At 33.3% G+C, this 22,541-nt stretch carries 16 protein-coding genes; 13 read left to right on the top strand and 3 right to left on the bottom strand.

Going from position 1 to position 22,541, the window contains the following annotated elements:
* The first annotated feature begins 1 nt into the window (after position 1).
* Together RB618_RS21440 and RB618_RS21445 are read left to right on the top strand one after the other, a co-directional pair.
* Entirely contained in the window at positions 2 to 1,084 is a 1,083-nt protein-coding gene (locus tag RB618_RS21440) for a glycosyltransferase (RefSeq protein ID WP_308070672.1), read from the top strand.
* A complete protein-coding gene (locus tag RB618_RS21445) occupies positions 1,057 to 1,491 on the top strand; it encodes an FdtA/QdtA family cupin domain-containing protein (protein WP_274255853.1) in 435 nt (144 codons plus the stop codon). The genes RB618_RS21440 and RB618_RS21445 overlap by 28 nt, the downstream gene beginning before the upstream one ends.
* On the opposite strand, the gene RB618_RS21450 is transcribed toward RB618_RS21445, so the two are convergent.
* Genes RB618_RS21450 through RB618_RS21460 form a run of 3 tightly spaced genes read right to left on the bottom strand, consistent with a single transcriptional unit; the run spans position 1,474 to position 3,968 of the window.
* On the bottom strand, positions 1,474 to 2,403 hold the full coding sequence (locus RB618_RS21450; protein WP_308070673.1) for a glycosyltransferase family 2 protein: 930 nt from the start codon (positions 2,401 to 2,403) through the stop codon (positions 1,474 to 1,476). The two genes, RB618_RS21445 and RB618_RS21450, sit on opposite strands and share 18 nt — an antisense overlap.
* Entirely contained in the window at positions 2,404 to 3,285 is an 882-nt protein-coding gene (locus RB618_RS21455; RefSeq protein WP_308070674.1) for a glycosyltransferase, read from the bottom strand.
* Positions 3,285 to 3,968 (bottom strand): ATP-binding cassette domain-containing protein, encoded by a 684-nt coding sequence (locus tag RB618_RS21460; protein WP_308070763.1) that lies wholly within the window; start codon positions 3,966 to 3,968, stop codon positions 3,285 to 3,287. Before RB618_RS21460 ends, RB618_RS21455 begins: the two co-directional genes overlap by 1 nt.
* 309 nt (positions 3,969 to 4,277) lie before the next feature.
* On the opposite strand from RB618_RS21460, the gene RB618_RS21465 reads away from it, so the two are divergent.
* The 11 genes from RB618_RS21465 (at position 4,278) to secDF (ending at position 22,471) form a co-directional block, all read left to right on the top strand.
* Complete coding sequence (locus RB618_RS21465) at positions 4,278 to 7,292, top strand: tetratricopeptide repeat protein (protein ID WP_308070675.1); 3,015 nt, start codon at positions 4,278 to 4,280, stop codon at positions 7,290 to 7,292.
* A gap of 118 nt (positions 7,293 to 7,410) precedes the next feature.
* Positions 7,411 to 8,274 (top strand): PhzF family phenazine biosynthesis protein, encoded by an 864-nt coding sequence (locus RB618_RS21470; protein ID WP_308070676.1) that lies wholly within the window; start codon positions 7,411 to 7,413, stop codon positions 8,272 to 8,274.
* Positions 8,275 to 8,407: 133 nt separating this feature from the next.
* Positions 8,408 to 10,159 (top strand): TonB-dependent receptor, encoded by a 1,752-nt coding sequence (locus RB618_RS21475; protein WP_308070677.1) that lies wholly within the window; start codon positions 8,408 to 8,410, stop codon positions 10,157 to 10,159.
* A gap of 133 nt (positions 10,160 to 10,292) precedes the next feature.
* Complete coding sequence (locus RB618_RS21480) at positions 10,293 to 10,823, top strand: N-acetyltransferase (protein ID WP_308070678.1); 531 nt, start codon at positions 10,293 to 10,295, stop codon at positions 10,821 to 10,823.
* Between the two features lie 66 nt (positions 10,824 to 10,889).
* On the top strand, positions 10,890 to 11,339 hold the full coding sequence (locus RB618_RS21485; protein WP_308070679.1) for a hypothetical protein: 450 nt from the start codon (positions 10,890 to 10,892) through the stop codon (positions 11,337 to 11,339).
* Between the two features lie 3 nt (positions 11,340 to 11,342).
* Positions 11,343 to 11,549 carry a hypothetical protein gene (locus tag RB618_RS21490; RefSeq protein WP_308070680.1) on the top strand — a complete coding sequence of 69 codons (207 nt, stop codon included), beginning with the start codon at positions 11,343 to 11,345 and terminating at the stop codon, positions 11,547 to 11,549.
* Between the two features lie 564 nt (positions 11,550 to 12,113).
* A complete protein-coding gene (gene asnB / locus RB618_RS21495) occupies positions 12,114 to 13,787 on the top strand; it encodes an asparagine synthase B (protein ID WP_308070681.1) in 1,674 nt (557 codons plus the stop codon).
* A gap of 310 nt (positions 13,788 to 14,097) precedes the next feature.
* Complete coding sequence (gene asnB, locus RB618_RS21500; protein ID WP_308070682.1) at positions 14,098 to 15,711, top strand: asparagine synthase B; 1,614 nt, start codon at positions 14,098 to 14,100, stop codon at positions 15,709 to 15,711.
* A gap of 554 nt (positions 15,712 to 16,265) precedes the next feature.
* Complete coding sequence (gyrB, locus tag RB618_RS21505; protein ID WP_111377948.1) at positions 16,266 to 18,206, top strand: DNA topoisomerase (ATP-hydrolyzing) subunit B; 1,941 nt, start codon at positions 16,266 to 16,268, stop codon at positions 18,204 to 18,206.
* Between the two features lie 113 nt (positions 18,207 to 18,319).
* Entirely contained in the window at positions 18,320 to 19,255 is a 936-nt protein-coding gene (gene mdh, locus RB618_RS21510; protein ID WP_290970778.1) for a malate dehydrogenase, read from the top strand.
* Between the two features lie 225 nt (positions 19,256 to 19,480).
* Positions 19,481 to 22,471: a protein translocase subunit SecDF gene (gene secDF, locus RB618_RS21515; protein ID WP_308070683.1), complete on the top strand. Its 2,991-nt coding sequence runs from the start codon at positions 19,481 to 19,483 to the stop codon at positions 22,469 to 22,471.
* The last annotated feature ends 70 nt before the right edge of the window (positions 22,472 to 22,541 follow it).

The following is a 22,541-nucleotide window of genomic DNA, read 5'->3' on the forward strand; positions in this document are numbered from 1 at the left end:
CATGAGTAAAAAGAAAGTTGCTATTGTTTCGCATTCATTAGGAGAAGGAGGGGCAGAACGTTTTGCGGGTTTACTGACTTTTATGTTAGAAGATTCTGGTTTTGAGGTTCATTCTATTATTGTTAATGATTGTGTAGATTATTCGTATACAGGAACTTTATTCAATTTAGAAAGAGAAAATTTGGGTTCGTTTTCTTTTTTTAAAAAACTAAAAAAAGGAAAGCTATTGCGAAATTATCTGATTCAGAATAATATTGAAATTGTTATAGACGGGCGGTCACGAAATGTTTTATTGCGGGAGTTAATCACGAGATTTATTTATCGAAATTTAAAAATCTTTTATATCGTTCACAGCTATAATTTTCAGATTTATTTTCCTTCCTCAAAGTTTTGGTCGAGAATACTTTATAAGAATGTAGAAGCCTTAGTTTGTGTTTCAAAAGCGATTGAAGAAAAAGTTAATCGTCTATTTCAATTAAAGAATACAACAACAATTTACAATCCTTTTTTTATTGCGGAAGAAGAACTAAGAAAAGAAATTTTGGAGCCCAAAAAAGTGATTTTATTTTTTGGAAGATTTGAAGAAAAAGTGAAAAATTTCACACTGATGCTAGAAGCTTTTTCTCAATCAAAAATATATGAAAAAGGATATCATTTGCATGTAATGGGATCTGGGAAAGATTTGGATTTTATTCAGCAGAAAATTGAAGAATTGAATTTGAACAATTATGTTAAGATTCTTCCTTTCAGAGAAAATCCTTTTGATGAGGTTCGAGAAGCTAAATTTACCGTTTTGACCAGTAATTTTGAAGGTTTTCCGTTATCTATTGTAGAATCATTGGCTTTGGGAACGCCTGTAATTGCTGTTGATTGCAATTCTGGACCTAGAGAAATTATTCAAAATGGATTTAATGGATTATTAGTTGAAAATCATAATCCGAAAGCTTTTGCAGAAGCGATGAATAAATTTGCAGATGATAGCAAATTATATAATTTTTGTAAAAAGAATGCTGCTGAAAGTGTAAAACATTTGTCTTTAAAAAATATTGCAGAACAATGGAAGAATCTTCTAAATCATCAATAATAACGAATATTTCAGATATTCAACTCATTGAAATTCCTAAAATTCAGGATCGTAGAGGAAATCTTTCTGTTGTAGAAGGAGATACAATTCCGTTTGTTTCCAAAAGAGTATACTATCTGTACGATGTGCCAAGCGGAAGCAAAAGAGGAGGGCATGCACATATTGAACAGCAAGAGTTTTTAATTGCTTTAAGCGGTAGTTTTGATGTGGTTTTGAAAGACGGAAAAAACATTAAAACAATTACGCTAAATAAACCAAATGTTGGCTTGCTTATTGTTTCTGGGATTTGGCGTGAACTTAAAAATTTCTCTTCAGGAAGTGTTTGTCTGGTTTTGTCTTCTGGCGAGTTTAGTGAAGGAGACTATATTCGAGAATACAAAAAATTCCGACTATTTAAAGACAGATGAACCAAATCCTAAATTGGCTAAAAAGGTTTTAAAGAAAATTAGAATGCGTAAAATAAATGCAGGAAGACGCAGTAAAACTTTTTTCTTCCAACTTAAATTTTCTAAATCTATTGCGTTGTAATAGTTATAGAAAAGCGTTTTTTCTCCAGCTAATTTGCTTTTTATCGCAAGCGAAAAACGATTTAAATCTAAAAACCTTTTTAAATTTGAGTTTGTTTGTTCTGCTATTTCAAACTTTGAAAAATCCATTTTTTCTTTAATCAAACGTTTGTCTTTCGAAAGACTTTTTGGATCGTAAATATAACGCGCCAATACTTTCCAAGAAAACACAACAGGGTAAACAAGCCCAATTCTGATCCACAAATCGGTGTCTTCTCCGCTTTTAATTTTGGTGTCAAAATGTCCAATTTCTTCGAAAATGGATTTATGAAAAACGGAGCAGGAAGTACACAAAACGGTTTCTTTTAAACTGGCTTTAAAATAATTTACAATTTCAAAATCATCATTTGTTTTGGAAATTGAATATTGTGCCGAAATTACTTTTTTTGAAGTTTCAAATTCTATCGCAGCAGAAAACACTTTTTGATTTGGAAGCTTTGAAATGTTAGTATACATACTTTCCAAAAATGTTGGATGCCAGAAGTCATCTGCATCAAGAAAAGCAATAAAATCGGCATTTGCTTTTTCGATTCCGTAATTTCTAGTTGCCGAAACACCTTCATTTTTTTTAATGAAATACTGTATTCTAGAATCTTTAAATTGAAGTAATTTCTCTTCGCTTTTATCTTTCGATCCATCATTTACGACAATAATTTCAAAATCCTGAAAAGTTTGATTCAAAACACTTTGAATCGTATTTTCAATGAAGTTCTCTTTATTGTAAAGAGGAATTATGATGGAAAAAAAAGCCATTTATTTTGTTTTAAGAAAACAGTAATAACCTAATTTATAAATGTCAAACAGAAAAAGTGACGGTTTGTCTGAAAGCAAATTTCGCTCAATTTTTTGTTCCGATTTTTTAAAAACAAAATTAAAAATAGAAATCAGTTTCATTTTTTTTAAGAAGTCAAAAGAACCGATGATTTTACTTTCGTTTTTAGATATTTTATTCAAATTATCTAAAAAAACTAGATTTTCTAATGCAGTTTTTATTTTGCTTAGAAATAAAGAGGAAGATTCTAAATTTAAGTGAAAAACGGGATTTTCAATATGCTTAATCTCAATTTCATTAGATTTTAAAACGGCAAAAAAAAGCAAATCTTCATAGCCATATTTTGTTAGATTTTCATCGAAAGGAAAGAGATCTAGAATTTCTTTCTTTATCAATAAATTAGAAACCAACGCGGTATTTGATGGGTTTTTATTTCTTTCGGATAAACTTAAGGCTTCTCTTTTTTTGCCATAAATCCAGCGTAAAACTTGTTCTTGTCGAGGCTTTTTATTTTTGTACAAAAGTCCGCCGAAAACCGTTTTGTTTTCTATTTCTGAAATATAATTAGAAATAAAAGTATTGTGAACCGGCATTGTATCGGCATCCAAAAAAAGTAAATTTTCGTAAACCGCTTTTTTTGCCAGTAAATTTCTAATGGCACTTCGTCCTATATTTTTTTCTAAAATAGAATAAGAAGCATTTTCGAATAGATTAATTCTTTCATTTTCAATTGTAAACTCTTGAGAAGCATCGTCTAAAAAAAGAATTTCAAAAGTAATTCCGCAAGAATTGCATTGCTTTACGAGTTCGCTTGCAAGCGGTAAAACATTGTAATTATAAACCGGAATTAAAATGGAAAGCATTACACGCTTCTTTGCACCACTTCGAAGATTCTTTCATCTTCGCATTTTAAGGTTTTAGAAGGGAATTTCATCAATAAAGCATAATCGTGTGTTGCCATAATGATCGTTTTACCTGCAGCATTAATTGCTTTTAAAACCTCTAAAACTTCAGAACTAGTTTGTGGATCAAGGTTTCCTGTTGGTTCGTCGGCTAAAATAAATTCTGGATCGTTAAGCAATGCTCTTGCAATCGCAACACGCTGCTGTTCTCCTCCAGAAAGCTGATGAGGCATTTTGTTCATAAAATCTTTCATGCCTACTTTATCCAAAACTTCATCAATTTTGTGTTGCATGGCTTCTTTTTCTACCCATCCTGTAGCTCTTAAAACAAAAAGCATGTTGTCTTTGATTGAACGGTCTGGAAGTAATTTAAAGTCTTGAAATACAATTCCGATTTTACGTCTTAAATACGGAATGTCGTTTTCTTTTAAAGTAGCCAAATCAAATTCAACAATATGTCCTTCACCTTCAATTAATGGTAAATCAGCATATAAAGTTTTTAGGAAACTACTTTTTCCAGAACCAGTTTTTCCGATAATGTAGATAAACTCACCATGGTTAACATCCAAATTAATGTGAGATATAATTTTTCTTCCTTCTTGATATATAGTGACTTCTTTAAGAGACAGTACGGTTTGTGACATAATAAAATTGGTTTGAATGGTAAAAGTAATAAGATAACGCTTGTATTCAAAATAAATTTCAATCATTTCTTAAGAAAAATTCTAGAAAAACGAATGAAAATTTAAACCCTATAAGCAATCTAAGTTCATTTTGGTTAATCTGTCAAAAGTTCCTAACTTATAATAACTTATCGTTCTTACAATGGCTCAGATTCAATTTTTATAGCGAGCTAAAATGTTTATTGTGGAATATTTGTTCATAATAAAACCTCAAAACGTTTCGTTATAACCCTTATAAAATGATACATTTGAATACTAAATATTATTAAAATGCGTAAACTTTCCAGGTTCTTTATATACCAAATTATCCTTGCTTCGACTATAGCTACGGCACAAAAATCGGCTATTTATACTTACGAATTAAAGGATTTTGACAAAGCACTGGCTTTATATAATGATAAACAATATGCTTCGGCTCAATTGATTTTTGAAAAAGTAAAATACAATGCAGGAAACGAAGAGGTTCAATCTGATTGTGCTTTTTACATTGCCAATTGCGCTATAAGAACCAACAAAGCAAATGCAGATGCTTTGGTAGAGCAATTCGTTAATGATTATCCAACGAGCACCAAGCAGAACCAAGCTTATATTGAAGCTGCTCAATTTTTCTTCGAGCAGGGAAATTATCCAAAAGCATTACAATGGTTTGATAAAGTGGACGAAAGCTACATGAGCAAAACAGAATCGGACAAGTTTAACTTCATGAAAGGCTACAGCTATTTTAATGCTAAAAAGAAAAAAGAAGCTACCAATTATTTTAATAAAGTTGTCAATTCTAAAGAATATGGTTCTCAAGCCAAATATTACTTAGGTTTTATGGCGTATGAAGGTGACGATTATAAAGAGGCGACAAAGTATTTTGATGAAGTTTCGGGCGAAGAAAAATACAAAGAAAAGCTTTCGTATTATCAGGCCGACATGAATTTCAAATTAGGAAATTTCCAAAAAGCGATTGATTTAGGATTGGTAGCCATGAATAAATCAAACGATATTGAAAAATCGGAACTGAATAAAATTATTGGAGAAAGTTATTTCAATTTGAAGCAATATGGAAAAGCAATTCCGTATTTAGAGCAATATGCTGGAAAAAAAGGGAAGTGGAACAATACCGATTTTTATCAGTTAGGTTACGCTTATTATGAGCAGAAAGAGTATGAGAAAGCAATTTCTCAATTCAACAAAATTATCGAAGGAAAAGATTTTGTTGCCCAAAACGCTTATTACCATTTGGGTTTAAGTTATTTAAATACAGGAAAAAAGCAGGAAGCTTTAAATGCTTTCAAGAATGCTTCTGAAATGGATTTTAATGCACAGATTCAAGAAGATGCCGCTTTAAATTACGCTAAATTAAGTTATGATATTGGAAACGCGTATCAAGCTGTTCCAGGTATTTTATTAGATTTCCTTAAAAAATATCCAAACAATTCAAGCCGTGCAGAAGTAGAGAAATTATTGGTCGATTCTTACATTTCTTCTAAAAACTACAAAGAGGCTTTAGTTTTATTAGAAAAAAACAGAACTGCTGAAAATAAAGCAGCGTACCAAAAAGTGCTTTTTTACCGCGGATTGGAATTATATAACGAAAATAATTACCAAGAAGCGGGTAAAATGTTCAAAAATACTATTAGCGAACAAAAAACGCCTGAGTTTACGGCACGTGCTACTTTCTGGAAAGCAGAAACTGAATATCTGAATGATGACATGCAAAATGCCCTGCTGACTTACAAACAGTTCGCTGGAATGGCAGCTGCAAAGTCTACAGACGAATATAAAAACATCAATTATAATATTGGTTACACGTATTTTAAACTGAAAGAATACGATCAGGCAGCAAATTCTTTTCAAGCTCAGATCGATAATTCGCCTTCAGATAAAGTTCGTTTAAACGATTCTTATTTGCGTTTGGGAGACTGTCGTTTTGTGACTTCAAAATATAGTGCGGCAAATGAGGCTTATGCAAAAGCAATCGCAGCAAAAGGTGTAGATGCCGATTATGCACAATTTCAAAAAGCACTTTCTTACGGATTTATGTCAAATAATTCGAAGAAAGTGGATGAATTAAATAATTTCCTTCAGATGTACAAAAAATCATCTTACAGAGATGATGCTTTGTTCGAATTAGGAAATACTTACGTTGCAGAAAAGAAAAACGATCAGGCTTTGAAAACATATGATCAATTGATTTCAGAATTCCAAAACGGGTCTTTTACTTCAAAAGCAATCTTAAAACAAGGTTTGATTTATTACAATTCAGATCGCGATCAGCAGGCTTTAACGAAATTCAAGAAAGTTGCGGCAGAATTCCCAAAAACGCCAGAGGCTTTAGAAGCAGTTGCCACAGCAAGATTAATCTATGTTGATTCTGGAAAAGTAGACGAATATGCAACTTGGGTTCGTACTTTAGATTTTGTTGAAGTTTCGGATGCTGAATTAGATAACGATACTTATGATGCTGCTTTCAAACAATATAGCCAAAACAATAGCAAAGCTGCGATTACGGGCTTTGGTGGTTATGTGAACAAATTCCCAGCAGGACTACACGCTTTAGAAGCTAATTTCTATCTGGCGCAGCTTTACTATGCTGAAGGTTCTGAAACAAAATCGACATCAAATTATCAATATGTAATCGATCAGCCTAGAAATGAATTTACAGAACAGGCTTTAAACAGATTGGCTCAGATTTACTTAAAAGCAAAAGATTGTGATAAAGCAATTCCGGTTTTAAAACGTTTAGAAACAGAAGCAGATTATCCGCAGAACAAAACTTTCGCACAGGCAAACTTGATGAAATGTTATTATGACAAAAAAGACTATGACAATTCGGTTACTGCTGCTGAAAAAGTTTTAGAAAATGCAAAATCTGATGCTGGAGTAAAAGCCGATGCTCAAATCATTGTAGCAAGAGCGGCGATTCAAACAGGAAATGAAGATAAAGCGAAAACAGCTTACGCTAAATTAATGACAAGTTCAAAAGGAGAATTGGCAGCAGAAGCTTTGTATTATGATGCGTATTTTAAAACAAAAGAAGGGAAATATGATGCTTCGAATACTGCTGTTCAAAAACTGGCAAAAAGCTATTCTGCTTACAAATATTACGGAGCAAAAGGTTTAGTGTTGATGGCGAAAAACTTCTACGGATTAAAAGATAGTTACCAAGCGACGTATATTTTGGACAACGTAATCAACAATTTTACAGATTATCCAGATGTGGTTGAAGAAGCGAAAAAAGAATTAGGAGCTATTAAAGCAGAAGAGTCTAAAACAAATTCGTCGATTAATAGATAGAGAGAAAAATAGAAGAAAGAGACAAGAAGCAAGAATTTCTAGAAGAAAGAAACAAGAAGCAAGATTGAAAAGTCTTTTATCTTTCATCTTGGTTCTTTTCTCTAAAAAAAAGAAAGAAATGAATTTACCTTTTTACATAGTTGATGTTTTTGCTGATAAAAAATACGCTGGAAATCAGCTGGCGGTTTTTATGGATGCAGAAAATTTAAGTACAGCACAAATGCAGCAGATGGCGCGCGAGATTAATTTTGCGGAAAGCACATTTGTAACCAAACTGGATAAAGCCAATAATAAAGCAGAAATTAGAATTTTTACCCCGGCTCACGAAATGCAATTTGCGGGACATCCAATAATTGGAACTTCTTGGGTTTTAATGAATAAGATTTTTGATAATTCACCTAACGAAATAAAATTAGAAGTGCCGATTGGACCAATCGCAATCAATAAATCAGATGATTTGATTTGGTTGAAAGCAGCGCAGCCAAAGTTTTGGGATACTTTTTCTAAAATAGATTTTACTTTTTTCAGTAATCTCCAAGTAAGTGATTTCGAGAATCAGTTTCCAATTCAGGAAGTAACAACAGGAAGCGCTTTTGTAATGGTTGGTTTAAGCAGTAAAAAAGCTCTTGAAAATTTGGTTTTAGATAAAGATAAAGCTGATGAATGGATGAAACAGCACTGCAAAACAGATCATAGGGGGTTATACTTTTATTATTTAGAAGGAGAAAAACTGTTTAGCAGAATGTTGTGTATCGAGCATAATCAGTTGGTAGAAGATGCTGCAACAGGAAGTGCCAGTACATGTTTACAGGCTTTTTTATTAAAATATCATAAGCCTGAATTTAAATTGACAAACCATCAAGGAGATTACATCGGACGTCCATCTGAGATTTATTTTAATGGAAAACTAAGCGGAGATCTGTTTGATATTAGAATAGGAGGAAAAGCTCAGTTTGTGGCTAAAGGTGAGTGGGAAGCTTAGGAATTAGAAAAATAGAAGCCAGAACAAAGAGACAAGATATTAGAAATAGAATAAAAAATATAGAGAAAAATTAAAGATAAAAGAGAAGTCTTTCTTCTTGAATCTTTTTTCTATTCTCTTAAAATAAAGAAATATGAAATTAAACTGCCGACATAAAATAATCATTTTGTTAGTGTTATTTACTGCTCAGTTTTCGATTGCACAGAAGAAAAATGAAAGTATTGGAACCGAAACTGTAAACGTAGTAAAACCTTATTCGCCTACTATTTCAGATGCTTTTAAAGTAAAAGAAACGCCTTCGCTTGACGATAGCGGTAATCAGCCAAAGGAAGTTATTAAATACAGTATTTTGTCTGTTCCTGTGGCTTCGACTTTTACGCCTTCAAAAGGAAAAGCAGAAGGCGTTGAGAAAGCTAAAAGAGAAAAATTGTTTAATAATTACGCCACTTTAGGGCTTGGAAACTACAGCACTTTAAATGGTGAATTATTCGTAAACCAAGATTTAGGCAATAATGATTATGTGGCAGGAATGTTTCGTCACCACTCTTCTCAAGGCGGAATTAAAGATGTAGAATTGAACGATGAATTTTATGATACATCAATTAATGTTGGTTATGGTCAAAACAATAGAGATAATACTTGGGGAGTAGATTTAGGATATCAAAATCAGATTTATAACTGGTACGGACTTCCATCAGATTTTGGCTCTACAATTCCAGATCAGCGTTATGATTTGGTAAACAGCATTAATCCAGATCATTCTTATAATACAATTTGGGTTGGCGGAAATGCAGAATTTAACGAAAGCATTTTCAGTAAACTTTCGGCAAAATTCACGCATTTTTCAGACAGTTATTCTTCGTCAGAAAACAGATTTTATGTAAAGCCAACTTTTACTGTTGATGTAATGGATCAGGCAATTAAAACAAATCTTATTGTAGATCATGTTAGCGGTTCATTCAAAAACAATTATTTACAGGATAATACAGAAGCTTTAAAATATAGTTTTACAAATGTTGGAATCGAACCAAGTTTTGTAATCAATGAAAACGAATGGACATTAGAATTAGGGGCTGGAATTTATTACAGTGCAGATTCTGAAAATAGCGGCAATAAATTTTATTTCTATCCAAAAGTAAATGCTTCGTATAAATTGGTTGGGGATTTAATGATTTTCTATACTGGAGTAAATGGAGGTTTAAACCAAAATTCTTATGCTGATTTTGTAAGCGAAAATCCGTTTTTGTCTCCAACATTAAACATGCGTCCATCAAGTACGCAATACAATATTTTTGCTGGATTAAAAGGAAAATTGGCGAACAATGTAAATTATAACGTGACTGCTTCTTACTTGAATGAAAAAGACAAAGCGCTGTTTAAAGCAAATGACTATACAGAAGTAATTACAAATGAAGATTACGCTTTCGGGAACTCGTTTGGAGTAGTTTATGAAGATATTAGAACGTTCCGTTTCTACGGAGAATTAAAAGCCGATTTCTCTCAAAATGTAACTTTTGGAATCAACGGAACTTTTAATAGTTACAATACTGACAACGTAGTTGAAGCATGGAATTTGCCAACAATGAAATTAAGTTCGACTTTAGACGTTAATATTACAAAGCAGTGGTATGCAGGATTGAATGTGTTTTATGTAGGAGAAAGAAAAGATATGCAGACCAATACTTCTTTAGGAGTCGATGCTACGCCAATAACTCTAAAAAGCTATTTTGATGCGAATGCGCATGTTGGGTACAAATTCAACGAAAGATTAACGTTTTTCTTGAAATTGAACAATATTGGAAATCAAGCCTACGAAAAATGGTTGAATTATCCTGTACAAGGATTCCAAGTTTTAGGAGGCGCAAATTATAAATTTGATTTTTAAGAGATCTTTGCCATAAAGATACTTAGGCACAAAAACATTTAAAATGAATGTGCCTTTTTTTTTTCAGCCATGAGCTCATGAATTTTTTGGAGTAGATTCGTGAATTCGTGGCTGTTTTTTTTAATTTTATAAAATGGAAATTATATTACGTCAAGAAAATAAAAATGATTTTGAAAGTGTTTTTCATTTGATAGAAAAAGCTTTCGAAAAGGAAGAATACAGCGACCATAAAGAACAGTTTTTGGTAGAGAGATTAAGAAAATCGGATGCTTTTATTCCAGAACTGTCTATTGTTGCCGAAATTGATAATAGAATTGTCGGCCATATTTTATTTACTAAACTTGAAATAAAAAGTGAATCTCAAATCTTTCAGTCACTAGCACTTGCTCCAGTTTCGGTTTTACCAGAATTTCAAGGAAAAGGAATTGGATCAAAGTTGATTTTACATGGACATGAAATTGCAAAAAGTTTAGGATTTAAATCGGTTATTTTATTAGGCCATCAAGATTATTATCCAAGATTCGGATATGAACTTTGCGAAAAATACAATATCAAAATGCCGTTTGATGTTCCAGCTGAAAACTGTATGGTAATTGCATTAGCAGAAGATGGTTTAAAAGATGTAAATGGAGAAGTGGTGTATCCAAAAACTTTTTTCGAATAAAAATTTAGACAAAGAAAAAAACCTTTGCACCTTTGCATCTCAGAACCTCAGTACCTTTAAAAAAAAATGACTTTCAAAGAAAAAATATATTCTCACTACACTCAAATGGTTCAAGACCGAATTGATGTTTTTAAAGACATGATTTCGGGTTTGACCGAAGATTCAAAAAATGATGCAAAAGGTTCAGCTGGTGACAAACACGAAACGGCTTTGTCTATGATGCATATCGAACAGGAAAAACTCACCAATAAATTAAAAGAAGCACTAGAGCAAAAAGCAATTTTAGACAAGATAGATCCGCTAAAAACGACAGAAAACATTGTTCTAGGAAGTCTGGTAAAAGCAAACGGAATTTATTTATATGTGAGTGTTGCACTTCCAAAAATAGCAATTGACGGAATTAATGTTATTGCACTTTCTCCGCAATCTCCGTTAGGAAATCATTTAATGGGAAATAAGGATGGGTTTCAATTTGAGATTAACAAGACGCATTATACTATTGAAGAAATTAGCTAGTATATGAATTTTATGCACTTAATATGTAGTTTTTCATTCTTTGGTGCTTCTTATGCCTTTTATAAGATTCATAAATTATGGAAAAGAGATGTTACAGAAAATGATAAACTTTATAAGTTTCAAATAAAAGCCACAAGTTTTAAGCATTGGCTATTACTAGGAATGTTCGTGATTATGGGAATCGTTTATTTTTTTAAAGCACTGCCTTAATTACAAAGAATGTCATTCCGATGAGTGAGACCCGAGCGATAGCGAATAGGCGAAGCAAATCTTCGTACGCAATTCCATAACACATATCATTTATATTTATCTTTTATTAAACATAGCTTGTGGTTTTAACCACGGGAAACGTATTGTATATATTGCGTCCCGCGATTAAAACCGCGGGCTATGTTTTGAAATTAGTTAATGAAAAAACTTTGTCGAACTACCTTTAAGGGTTTTCTTTGTTGAAATTGATAAACGATTGTATAAATAATAATTCCAGAACAGTTTCTTATCTCTTCTTTACGAATCTTCCATTTATAATAGAAATGTCTTGTAAATTAATTTTAAAAACCGCTTTAAACTTTAAATTTGAAAGCAGTTTTGTGCTTAAAATTAAGGATTTAAAGTTTAGGTCTTTTTTTAATGCTAAAATTTTACATTTTATATGTAAAAATAAAAATTTGGTTTTAAATTGTAATTGAAATCAATGTTTGTGTTTTCCAATTGTAACTAATACTTCATCTTTGCCCTATCAAAATAAAATTTAAAGAATTAAAATATAAAATTATGTGTGGAATTGTATGTGCCTTTGATCTTAAACAAAAAGCCGAAGCGTTAAGACCTCAAGTATTAGAAATGTCAAAAATCATCCGTCACCGTGGACCAGACTGGAGCGGAATTTTCAGCAATGATAAAGCGATTCTTTCTCATGAGCGTTTGGCAATTGTAGATCCAGCGTCAGGAAAGCAACCTTTATTTACTGAAGACAAAAAATTAGTTTTGGCTGCGAATGGGGAAATTTACAACCACAGAGATCTTCGTAAACAATTTGCTGGTAAATATAACTTTCAAACTGAAAGCGACTGCGAGGTTATTCTAGCATTATATAAAGAAAAAGGAGTAAGCTTTGTTGATGAATTAAACGGAATCTTCGGATTTGCAATTTATGACGTTGATAAAGATGAGTATTTCGTAGCTCGTGACCACATGGGAATTATTCCATTATATATTGGATGGGATCAGCACGGAACTTTCTACGTAGCTTCTGAGTTAAAAGCTTTGGAAGGATATTGCACAAAAATCGAATTATTCCCTCCTGGACATTATTTATCAAGTAAAGACGGAGAATTTGTACAATGGTACAAAAGAGACTGGACAGAATATGATGCAGTAAAAGACAATGAAACTAGTATTCCAGAAATCAGAAAAGCATTGGAAGCTGCGGTTCACAGACAATTAATGAGTGACGTTCCTTACGGAGTTTTACTTTCTGGAGGTTTAGATTCTTCTATTACTTCGGCTGTAGCTAAGAAATTTGCTCAAAAAAGAATTGAGTCAGATGATACTACAGATGCTTGGTATCCGCAATTGCACTCTTTCTCAGTTGGATTGGAAGGTTCTCCAGATTTAGCTGCAGCAAGAAAAGTGGCAGATCATATTGGAACTATTCACCACGAAATCAAATTTACTATCCAAGAAGGATTAGATGCAGTTCGTGATGTAATTTACAACCTTGAAACGTATGATGTAACTACAGTGAGAGCTTCGACTCCAATGTGGTTAATGGCGAGAGTGATCAAATCTATGGGAATCAAAATGGTTCTTTCTGGAGAAGGAGCAGATGAGTTATTTGGAGGATATTTATATTTCCACAAAGCACCAAACGCTAGAGAATTCCACGAAGAAAACGTTCGTAAATTAGGAAAACTTCACATGTACGATTGTTTACGTGCAAACAAAAGTTTGGCTGCTTGGGGAATCGAAGGGCGTGTGCCATTCTTAGATAAAGAATTTATGGATGTTGCAATGCGCATCAACCCACAAGATAAAATGATCAACAAAGAGCATCCGATGGAAAAATGGGTTGTTCGTAAAGCTTTTGAAGATATGCTTCCAGAAAGTGTTGCTTGGAGACAAAAAGAGCAGTTTTCTGATGGAGTAGGATACAGCTGGATTGATACTTTGAAAGAAGTGGTAGCTAGAGAAGTTTCAGATGAGCAATTGGCAAACGCAAGATTCAAATTCCCATTGCAAACTCCAACTTCTAAAGAAGAGTATTACTATCGTTCAATTTTCACAGAACATTTCCCAAGCGATGCTGCAGCATTATGCGTGCCTCAGGAAGCAAGTGTGGCTTGTAGTACAAAAATCGCTTTGGAGTGGGATGAGGCTTTCAAAAACATGAATGATCCGTCAGGAAGAGCAGTAGCTAATGTTCACGATGATGCTTACGTTAAATAATTAAGAGTTTAATTTTTAGAATTAGTATATATATTGCCGAAAGACGTTCTTTTATGAGAGCGTCTTTCTTGTCTAAAAAAGTTTCTGTTTTTCAATATGTTAAAATAAAAAGTTTTGGTAATCGATTAAAATTTATTTCATGTATGACTTTCGTCGAAATAAAAGTTAAACCCTGAAATTTTAGGATGCAAAATGTAGGAAAGCAGAAAATAATATTTAGTTTTGCTTTTAAGCAGAAATTTTAATGATTTTTTAATGTACAGCTTGTTTGAGCTTGGTACATCAGAATAAAAATAAAAAATAGAATAGTATGTCTGGATTGTTAGCCGTTATTGGCAAAGGAAAAGACCCCAAGCTTGTAAAAGAACTTTCTGAGAGAATGTCGCATCGCGGACCTGATGAAAGCGATATTCATATTATGGAAAATGGCAGTATACTTTGTCATGAAAGCCTATCGATTATTGATCTTAACTCGGGGAAACAGCCAATTCAAGGAACTAGTAAAGCTTGGATGGTGCACGATGGAGAAATTTATAATTATCAGGAACTTAAAAATACAGTTTTAAAGGAGCATACTTTCAGAACCGAATCAGATTCAGAGGTAATTGTGCATCTGTATGAAGAATTTGGATATGATTTCTGCAACAAATTAGATGGGGATTTTGCTTTTGTGGTTATTGACGGCGATAAATATATTGCTGGCCGTGATCCAATTGGAATAAAACCTTTGTATTATGGTTTGGATGAAAGAGGAAGAATTTATTTTTCGTCAGAAATGAAATCTATTGCAGACCAGTGCAAATCGTTTTCTACTTTTCCTCCAGGACATTATTATACCGCAAAAACAGGTTTTGTAAAATATTATCGCCCAGAATACGAAGATCATAAAAATGCAACTCAGCCATTAGATCTAGATTTAATTCGCGAAAGCTTAATTCAGGCAACACGCAAACGTCTATTGGCAGAAGTGCCTCTAGGAGTTGTGTTATCGGGAGGTTTGGACACTTCATTGATTTCGGCTATCACCTCAAGGTTGTTAAAAGAAAAAGGAGAGAAATTGCATTCATTTTCTATCGGATTAGATGCGGATGCTCCAGATAATACTGCAGCAAGAAAAGCAGCTGAATTTTTAGGAACTGAACATCACGAAATTCATTTTTCTGTAGAAGAAGGAGTGGAGGCCTTAGAAAAAGTAATTTGTCATATTGAAACCTATGATATTATTTCGGTTAGATCTGGTGTTCCAATGTATTTGCTTTCAAAAGCTATTGCTGATCAAGGTATAAAAGTGATCTTGTCTGGCGAAGGTGCAGATGAGGTTTTTGGAGGGCATTTGTATTTTAGAAATGCGCCTTCAGAAGAAGAATTTCAGGATGAAACTATAGAACGAGTTCAGAAGCTATTTACAGCCGATTTGTTGCGTGCAGATAAAACAACAATGGCAAATGGTCTAGAAGTGCGAATTCCGTTTCTGGATACAGAATTTTTGGATGTTGCAATTAGAATTAAAACAGAAGAGAAACAGCCAAAAACGTATGATGGCGTTGAAAAATACATTTTAAGAAAAGCTTTTGATACTGAAGATGCTTATTTGCCTTCAGAAGTTTTATGGCGTCAGAAAGAGCAATTCTCTGATGGAGTGGGGTATAATTGGGTTGATGAATTAATTGAATATTGCGCTACGCAAGTTTCAGATGAGCAATTGGCTGGAGCAAGCGCAGAATTTCCATACAACTCGCCAACGACTAAAGAAGCGTACTTGTATAGATCGATTTTTCATAAATTCTATCCACAGGTTAGCGCGGCACAAACTGTTCGTAAATGGATTCCAAAATGGCAAGAAAACCTCGATCCAAGCGGAAGAGCAAATGCTGCCCACTTAAATGGTAATTTTGAGCCAGTGAAAACTAGTGTTATTGCTTAGAAAAGAGGAATTCCAATTTTTTTAAATTCCAAATTCCAAGAAAAAGGAAAAACTTTAAAAAATAAAACTCCAAATTCCAAGTTGGAGCTGATATAGAAAAACCGAAATGCATTTTAATGTGATTTCGGTTTTTTAATTTTAATGTATTAGGCAGAATTTAGAATTTAGATTTTAGATTTTAGAATTTAGATTTTAGAATTTAGATTTTAGAATTTAGATTTTGGAATTTAGAATTTAGAATTTAGAATTTAGAATTTGGAATTTGGAATTTGGAATTTGGGATTTGAGATTTGGAATTTGGGATTTGAGATTTGGGATTTGAGATTTGGGATTTGAGATTTGGGATTTGGGATTTTCAAAACTGGAATTTGGTATTTAAAATTTTGGGATTTTCAGAAAAATAGAATTTAAATTCATTTTTATCGTTATTTTTTGGTTTTTCAGACAATTGTGTTGATAACTTAAGTGCTTTAAGTCGTATTTTACTGGGTATATAGCTCGCGTTTTTATATATTTGCGTGTTAGACAGTAAATACATTTTTAGAATAAATTATATGAGCGAAGAAATCAAGAAGAACAATTATTCAGCAGATAGTATTCAGGCATTAGAAGGAATGGAGCACGTAAGAATGCGTCCATCAATGTATATTGGAGATGTAGGGGTTCGAGGACTGCATCATTTAGTTTACGAGGTTGTTGATAACTCTATTGATGAGGCCATGGGAGGGCATTGCGACACAATTGGTGTCTCGATAAACGAAGATGGTTCTGTTACAGTTGAAGATAACGGACGTGGTATTCCTGTTGATTTGCATAAAAAAGAAGGAGTTTCTGCACTTGAGGTTGTAATGACAAAAATTGGTGCCGGAGGTAAATTCGACAAAGATTCATATAAAGTTTCAGGAGGTTTGCACGGGGTTGGGGTTTCTGTAGTAAATGCCCTTTCTGTTCATATGAAATCTACTGTATTTAGAGAAGGTAAAATTTATGAGCAGGAATACGAAAGAGGAAAATCTTTATATCCGGTAAAACAAATTGGAGAAACGGATAAAAGAGGTACGCGCCAGACTTTTTATCCAGATGATACGATCTTTACTCAAACTACTGAGTTTTCATACGATACACTTTCAGCACGTATGCGTGAGCTTTCTTTCTTGAATAAAGGAATCACAATTACGTTTACCGATAAGAGAGAAGTTGATGAAAAAGGCGAATTCAGAAGCGAAGTTTTCCATTCTGATGAAGGTCTTAAAGAATACATCCGTTATTTAGATGGTAATCGTGAGCCAATTGTTTCTCATGTTATCAGTATGGATAATGATAAAGGCGAAATTCCAGTTGAGGTTGCCTTGATTTACAATACAAGTTATACAGAGAATATTTTTTCTTATGTAAATAATATCAATACTCACGAAGGAGGAACGCACTTGCAAGGTTTTAGAAGTGGTTTGACAAGAACACTTAAAAAATATGCTGATGCTTCTGGGTTATTAGATAAATTAAAATTCGAAATTGCTGGAGATGACTTCCGTGAGGGATTAACAGCAATTATTTCGGTAAAAGTATCTGAACCTCAATTCGAAGGTCAGACAAAAACTAAACTTGGAAATAGAGAGGTTGTTTCTCCAGTTTCTCAAGCGGTTGGAGAAATGCTAGAGAATTATTTGGAAGAAAATCCAAATGATGCGAAATTAATTATCCAAAAAGTAATCTTAGCAGCTCAAGCACGTCACGCGGCGAAAAAAGCGCGTGAAATGGTGCAGCGTAAAACCGTTATGGGTGGCGGCGGATTACCAGGGAAATTATCAGACTGTTCTGAGCAAGATCCAGCAAGATGTGAGGTTTACCTTGTCGAGGGAGATTCGGCTGGTGGAACAGCAAAACAAGGACGCGATCGTAACTTTCAAGCAATTCTTCCGCTACGTGGTAAGATCTTGAACGTTGAAAAAGCGATGCATCATAAAGTATTCGAAAACGAAGAGATTAGAAATATCTTTACAGCTTTGGGAGTAACAGTAGGAACTGCAGAAGATAGTAAAGCGCTTAACTTAGAAAAATTAAGATATCATAAGGTAATCATCATGTGTGATGCCGATGTCGATGGTAGTCACATTTCTACCTTAATATTAACGTTCTTCTTCCGTTTTATGAAAGAACTTATTGAAGAAGGTCACGTTTACATCGCAGCGCCACCTTTATACTTAGTTAAGAAAGGAAATAAAAAAGAATATGCTTGGAATGATGTTCAGCGTGATCAAGCTAACGAAAGAATGGGAGGAAGTGCTAACATTCAACGTTATAAAGGTCTTGGAGAGATGAACGCGGAGCAATTATGGGAAACTACAATGGATCCGAATTTCAGAACTTTGCGCCAAGTAAATATTGATAGTCTTGCAGAAGCTGATCAAGTTTTCTCTATGTTAATGGGGGATGAAGTACCGCCTCGTAGAGAGTTTATCGAGAAAAATGCAGTTTATGCAAATATTGACGCATAAAATAAAAAATTAATAATTTCAATTCGTTTAATTGTTTAAATTTACTAGACAATTAAACGAATTGTCTTTTTAAGGAATAGACAAATAAATTAATAACCGATAAAGTAAAAAATATGAAAGTTACCATTGTAGGAGCAGGAAATGTTGGAGCTACATGTGCAGATGTTATTTCTTATAGAGGAATTGCAAGCGAAGTAGTATTGTTGGATATTAAAGAAGGTTTTGCCGAAGGTAAAGCATTGGATATTATGCAGTGTGCTACAAACACAGGGTTTAATACCAAAGTTTCTGGAGTTACCAATGATTATTCTAAAACTGCTGGAAGTGATGTAGTTGTAATTACATCAGGAATTCCGAGAAAGCCAGGAATGACAAGAGAAGAATTAATCGGCATCAATGCAGGAATTGTGAAAACAGTTGCCGAGAACGTATTGAAGTATTCTCCAAATACAATTATTGTTGTAGTTTCTAATCCGATGGATACTATGACGTATTTAGCTTTAAAAGCTACAGGTCTTCCAAAAAATAGAATTATAGGAATGGGTGGAGCTTTAGATAGTTCTCGTTTTAGAACATATCTTTCATTGGCTTTAGATAAACCGGCAAATGATATTTCGGCAATGGTAATTGGAGGTCATGGAGATACAACTATGATTCCGTTAACGCGTTTAGCATCTTACAATGGAATTCCGGTAACGCAATTCCTTTCAGAAGAAGTATTGCAAAAAGTTGCGGCAGATACTATGGTAGGAGGAGCGACCCTTACAGGGCTTCTAGGGACTTCTGCTTGGTATGCGCCAGGAGCTTCTGTGGCATATTTAGTAGATAGTATTTTGAATGATCAAAAGAAAATGATTGCATGTTCTGTTTTTGTAGAAGGAGAATATGGGCAAAATGATATCTGTATAGGTGTACCATGTATAATTGGTAAAAACGGTGTGGAAGAAATTGTAGATATAAAATTAAACGATCAGGAGAAAGCATTATTTGCCAAAAGTGCAGATGCAGTTCGAAGCATGAATGATGCCCTAAAAGCGATTTTAGTATAATAAAAACGGCAAAAAAGAAAAGAAGCTGCACTTTTGCAGCTTTTTTTTTGAGATTAATTAATAAATAAATTGGTTAATATTTTCGTTAATTATATATTTGCTCGGTTTAAAAAAAAATTGGTAATTCGTGATCTCGTTTTTTTGTTTTAAAAAATCATGTCAGGGCTTATTTTATGGGACTTTAAAACAAAATCAAAAATAAAACATAATTAATTTTTAGTAATAATGCAGAATAAAGGACTTATTAAATTTTTCGCAATTCTATTTGCATTGGTAAGTATTTACCAACTATCATTCACTTTTGTGGCAAATGGTGTCAAAAGTGAAGCTAAAGCTTTTGCAGGAGATAATCCTGATAAAGAGCTGAAATATTTAGATTCTATTGGTAAAGAAAAAGTATTAAACCTTGGTTTTACTGATTTCACTTATAACGAAGTGAAAAACAAACAACTTAATAAAGGTCTTGACTTAGAAGGGGGAATCAACGTGATTCTTCAGATTTCTATTAAAGATGTATTAAAAGGTTTGGCTAATAATTCTAAAAATCCAGTTTTTAATAAATCATTAGCTGATGCATCTGCAAATGTAGAAGGAAACAAAACATATTTAAATAAGTTTTTTGAAGCTTTTGAAGCGAATTCAAAAGGAACTGTAAAATTAGCATCTCCAGATATTTTTGCTAACAGAAGTCTTCAAGGAGAAGGTGGAGTAGACTTTCAAATGTCTGACGCGCAAGTTCAAAAAGTTATCAAAAGAAAAGTTGATGAGTCTGTAGAAAGTGCTTTTAAAGTATTAAGAGAGCGTATCGATAAATTTGGTGTTACACAGCCAAACATCCAAAAATTAGGAGAAACAGGAAGAATCTTAGTAGAGCTTCCAGGTGCTAAGGATGTAGATAGAATTAAAAAATTATTAGGTGGAAAAGCTCAATTAGAGTTTTGGGAAACTTTCAAAATTGAAGAAATTGGAAATTTCTTAGTTTCAGCAAACGAAGCTTTAAAGAAAACTGAAGTTAAAAAGACAGAAACTAAAACAGTTGCTAAAGATTCATTAAATGCATTATTAACAGATGCTAAAGATTCTTCTGATGTTAAAAAAGGAAATAATCCTTTATTTGATAAAATGATCGTTCAAGGTGGTGGACCAGTTTTAGGTTATTTTGCTCCTAAAGATACTGCTGCTATCAATGATTATTTCAAAAGACCAGAAATTAGAGTATTATTGGCTGCTGACCAACACTATGCAAAATTTGTATGGAGTAAGCCAACAACTATAAAAGATCCTAAAGCAAAAGACATTAAAAGCGCTGCAGATATTGAAGCAGTTGAATTATACGCTTTAAAAGGAAACAGAGACAATAACCCAGCAATGAGCGGTGGTGTTGTAACTGATGCAAAAGATACTTTTGACCAAATGGGTAAACCAGCTGTTTCTATGCAAATGAACAGTCAAGGTGCTAAAGTTTGGGAAGAATTAACAGGAAGAGCATTTGCTCAAAAAAGCTACATTGCTATTGTATTAGATGATATCGTATATTCTGCTCCAGGTGTAACAAGCGGTCCTATTGCTGGAGGAAGATCTGAGATTACAGGTTCATTTGATGTAGCTGAAACTAAAGATTTAGCTAACGTATTAAATGCAGGTAAATTACCAGCTTCTGCAGATATTATCCAATCAACTGTTGTTGGTCCATCTTTAGGGCAAGCAGCTATTGATGCAGGTACAATTTCTTCTGTATTAGGTTTCTTATTAGTTTGTGTTTGGATGGTATTCTATTACGGTAAAGCTGGTTGGTATGCAAACCTTGCTTTATTGTTAAACTTACTATTCTTGTTTGGAATTATGGCAAGTTTTGGTTTTGTACTTACATTGCCAGGTATTGCAGGTATTGTACTTACATTGGGTACAGCGGTAGATGCGAACATTATTATCTATGAAAGAGCAAAAGAGGAATTGCGTGAAGGTAAATCACTTTCTGAAGCAGTTCAAGCTTCTTACGGATGGCATGGTGCAATGCGTTCTATTATTGATGCTAACGTTACTCACGTTTTAACTGGAGCTATCTTATTTATTTTCGGAACAGGTCCTATTAAAGGTTTCGCATTAACATTATTAATTGGTATCGTAACTTCATTGTTTACTTCTATCTTTATTGCTAGAATTTTCATTGACAGAAATATTGCAGGAAAAGCAGATTTAACTTTCTCTACAAATATTACTAAAAACTGGTTTACAAACTTCCACTTTGATTTCATCAAAATCAAAAAATTCACTTATATCTTCTCTTCTATTGTAACAGTAGTAAGTTTAGTGTCTATCTTCTTCGTTAACGGATTAGATGAAGGTGTTGATTTTGTTGGAGGACGAACTTTCCAAGTTAAATTCGAAAAACCAGTTGATGCAACTGCGGTTTCAGATGAATTGTCTGCTGCTTTCGGTACTCCGGTTGAAGCTAAAATTTTAGGAGATGATGATCAATTGAAAATCACAACTAAATATAAAATTAAAGAAGATGGTGTTGCTATCGATGAGGAAGTAAACCAAAAATTATATGCTGCTTTACAGAAATATTTCCCAAATACAACTTACGATAAATTCATCAACTCATTTGATGGTAAAAAAGTAGGTGTGTTGCAAGCTTCTAAAGTTGGAGCTTCTATTTCTGAGGATATCAAAACTAACTCTTATTGGGCAGTTCTTGGTGCAATGGCAGTTATTTTCTTATACTTAATGGTATCTTTCCGTAAATGGCAATATTCATTAGGTGCGATTGCAGCTGTTGCGCACGACGTAATCTTCGTATTAGGAGTTTACTCATTATGCTACAAATTCATGCCATTCCACATGGAAATGGATCAGCACTTTATCGCTGCGATCCTAACTGTAATTGGTTACTCTATGAACGATACGGTAATTGTATTTGACAGGGTGAGAGAGTTTATCATCGGAAACCGTAAAGGAAGTTTCGAAGATATCGTAAACGCTTCTATTAATACTACATTATCTAGAACATTGAATACTTCATTAATGATGATCATTGTATTATTAACGATGTTTATCTTCGGTGGAGAATCTATCAGAGGATTTATCTTCGCAATGTTAATTGGTATTATCGTTGGTACTTACTCTTCATTATTTATCGCAACACCTGTATTGGTTGATACGATTTCTAGTGATGAGAAACACACAATCGAAGACAAACATAATAAAGCATAATTACTGTTTTAATTATATAAAAAAGATCCAGCGAAAGCTGGATCTTTTTTTTGTGCTATATTTAAATAGA

Origin of the sequence: Flavobacterium sp. LHD-85, from assembly GCF_030929595.1 — a bacterium.
In the GTDB taxonomy this organism is placed as follows: domain Bacteria; phylum Bacteroidota; class Bacteroidia; order Flavobacteriales; family Flavobacteriaceae; genus Flavobacterium.

Coding starts and splice junctions, on each gene's coding strand:
- RB618_RS21440 (WP_308070672.1), top strand. CDS start 2: ATGAGTAAAAAGAAAGTTGCTATTGTTTCGCATTCATTAGGAGAAGGA.
- RB618_RS21445 (WP_274255853.1), top strand. CDS start 1,057: ATGGAAGAATCTTCTAAATCATCAATAATAACGAATATTTCAGATATT.
- RB618_RS21450 (WP_308070673.1), bottom strand. CDS start 2,403: ATGGCTTTTTTTTCCATCATAATTCCTCTTTACAATAAAGAGAACTTC.
- RB618_RS21455 (WP_308070674.1), bottom strand. CDS start 3,285: ATGCTTTCCATTTTAATTCCGGTTTATAATTACAATGTTTTACCGCTT.
- RB618_RS21460 (WP_308070763.1), bottom strand. CDS start 3,968: ATGTCACAAACCGTACTGTCTCTTAAAGAAGTCACTATATATCAAGAA.
- RB618_RS21465 (WP_308070675.1), top strand. CDS start 4,278: ATGCGTAAACTTTCCAGGTTCTTTATATACCAAATTATCCTTGCTTCG.
- RB618_RS21470 (WP_308070676.1), top strand. CDS start 7,411: ATGAATTTACCTTTTTACATAGTTGATGTTTTTGCTGATAAAAAATAC.
- RB618_RS21475 (WP_308070677.1), top strand. CDS start 8,408: ATGAAATTAAACTGCCGACATAAAATAATCATTTTGTTAGTGTTATTT.
- RB618_RS21480 (WP_308070678.1), top strand. CDS start 10,293: ATGGAAATTATATTACGTCAAGAAAATAAAAATGATTTTGAAAGTGTT.
- RB618_RS21485 (WP_308070679.1), top strand. CDS start 10,890: ATGACTTTCAAAGAAAAAATATATTCTCACTACACTCAAATGGTTCAA.
- RB618_RS21490 (WP_308070680.1), top strand. CDS start 11,343: ATGAATTTTATGCACTTAATATGTAGTTTTTCATTCTTTGGTGCTTCT.
- asnB (WP_308070681.1), top strand. CDS start 12,114: ATGTGTGGAATTGTATGTGCCTTTGATCTTAAACAAAAAGCCGAAGCG.
- asnB (WP_308070682.1), top strand. CDS start 14,098: ATGTCTGGATTGTTAGCCGTTATTGGCAAAGGAAAAGACCCCAAGCTT.
- gyrB (WP_111377948.1), top strand. CDS start 16,266: ATGAGCGAAGAAATCAAGAAGAACAATTATTCAGCAGATAGTATTCAG.
- mdh (WP_290970778.1), top strand. CDS start 18,320: ATGAAAGTTACCATTGTAGGAGCAGGAAATGTTGGAGCTACATGTGCA.
- secDF (WP_308070683.1), top strand. CDS start 19,481: ATGCAGAATAAAGGACTTATTAAATTTTTCGCAATTCTATTTGCATTG.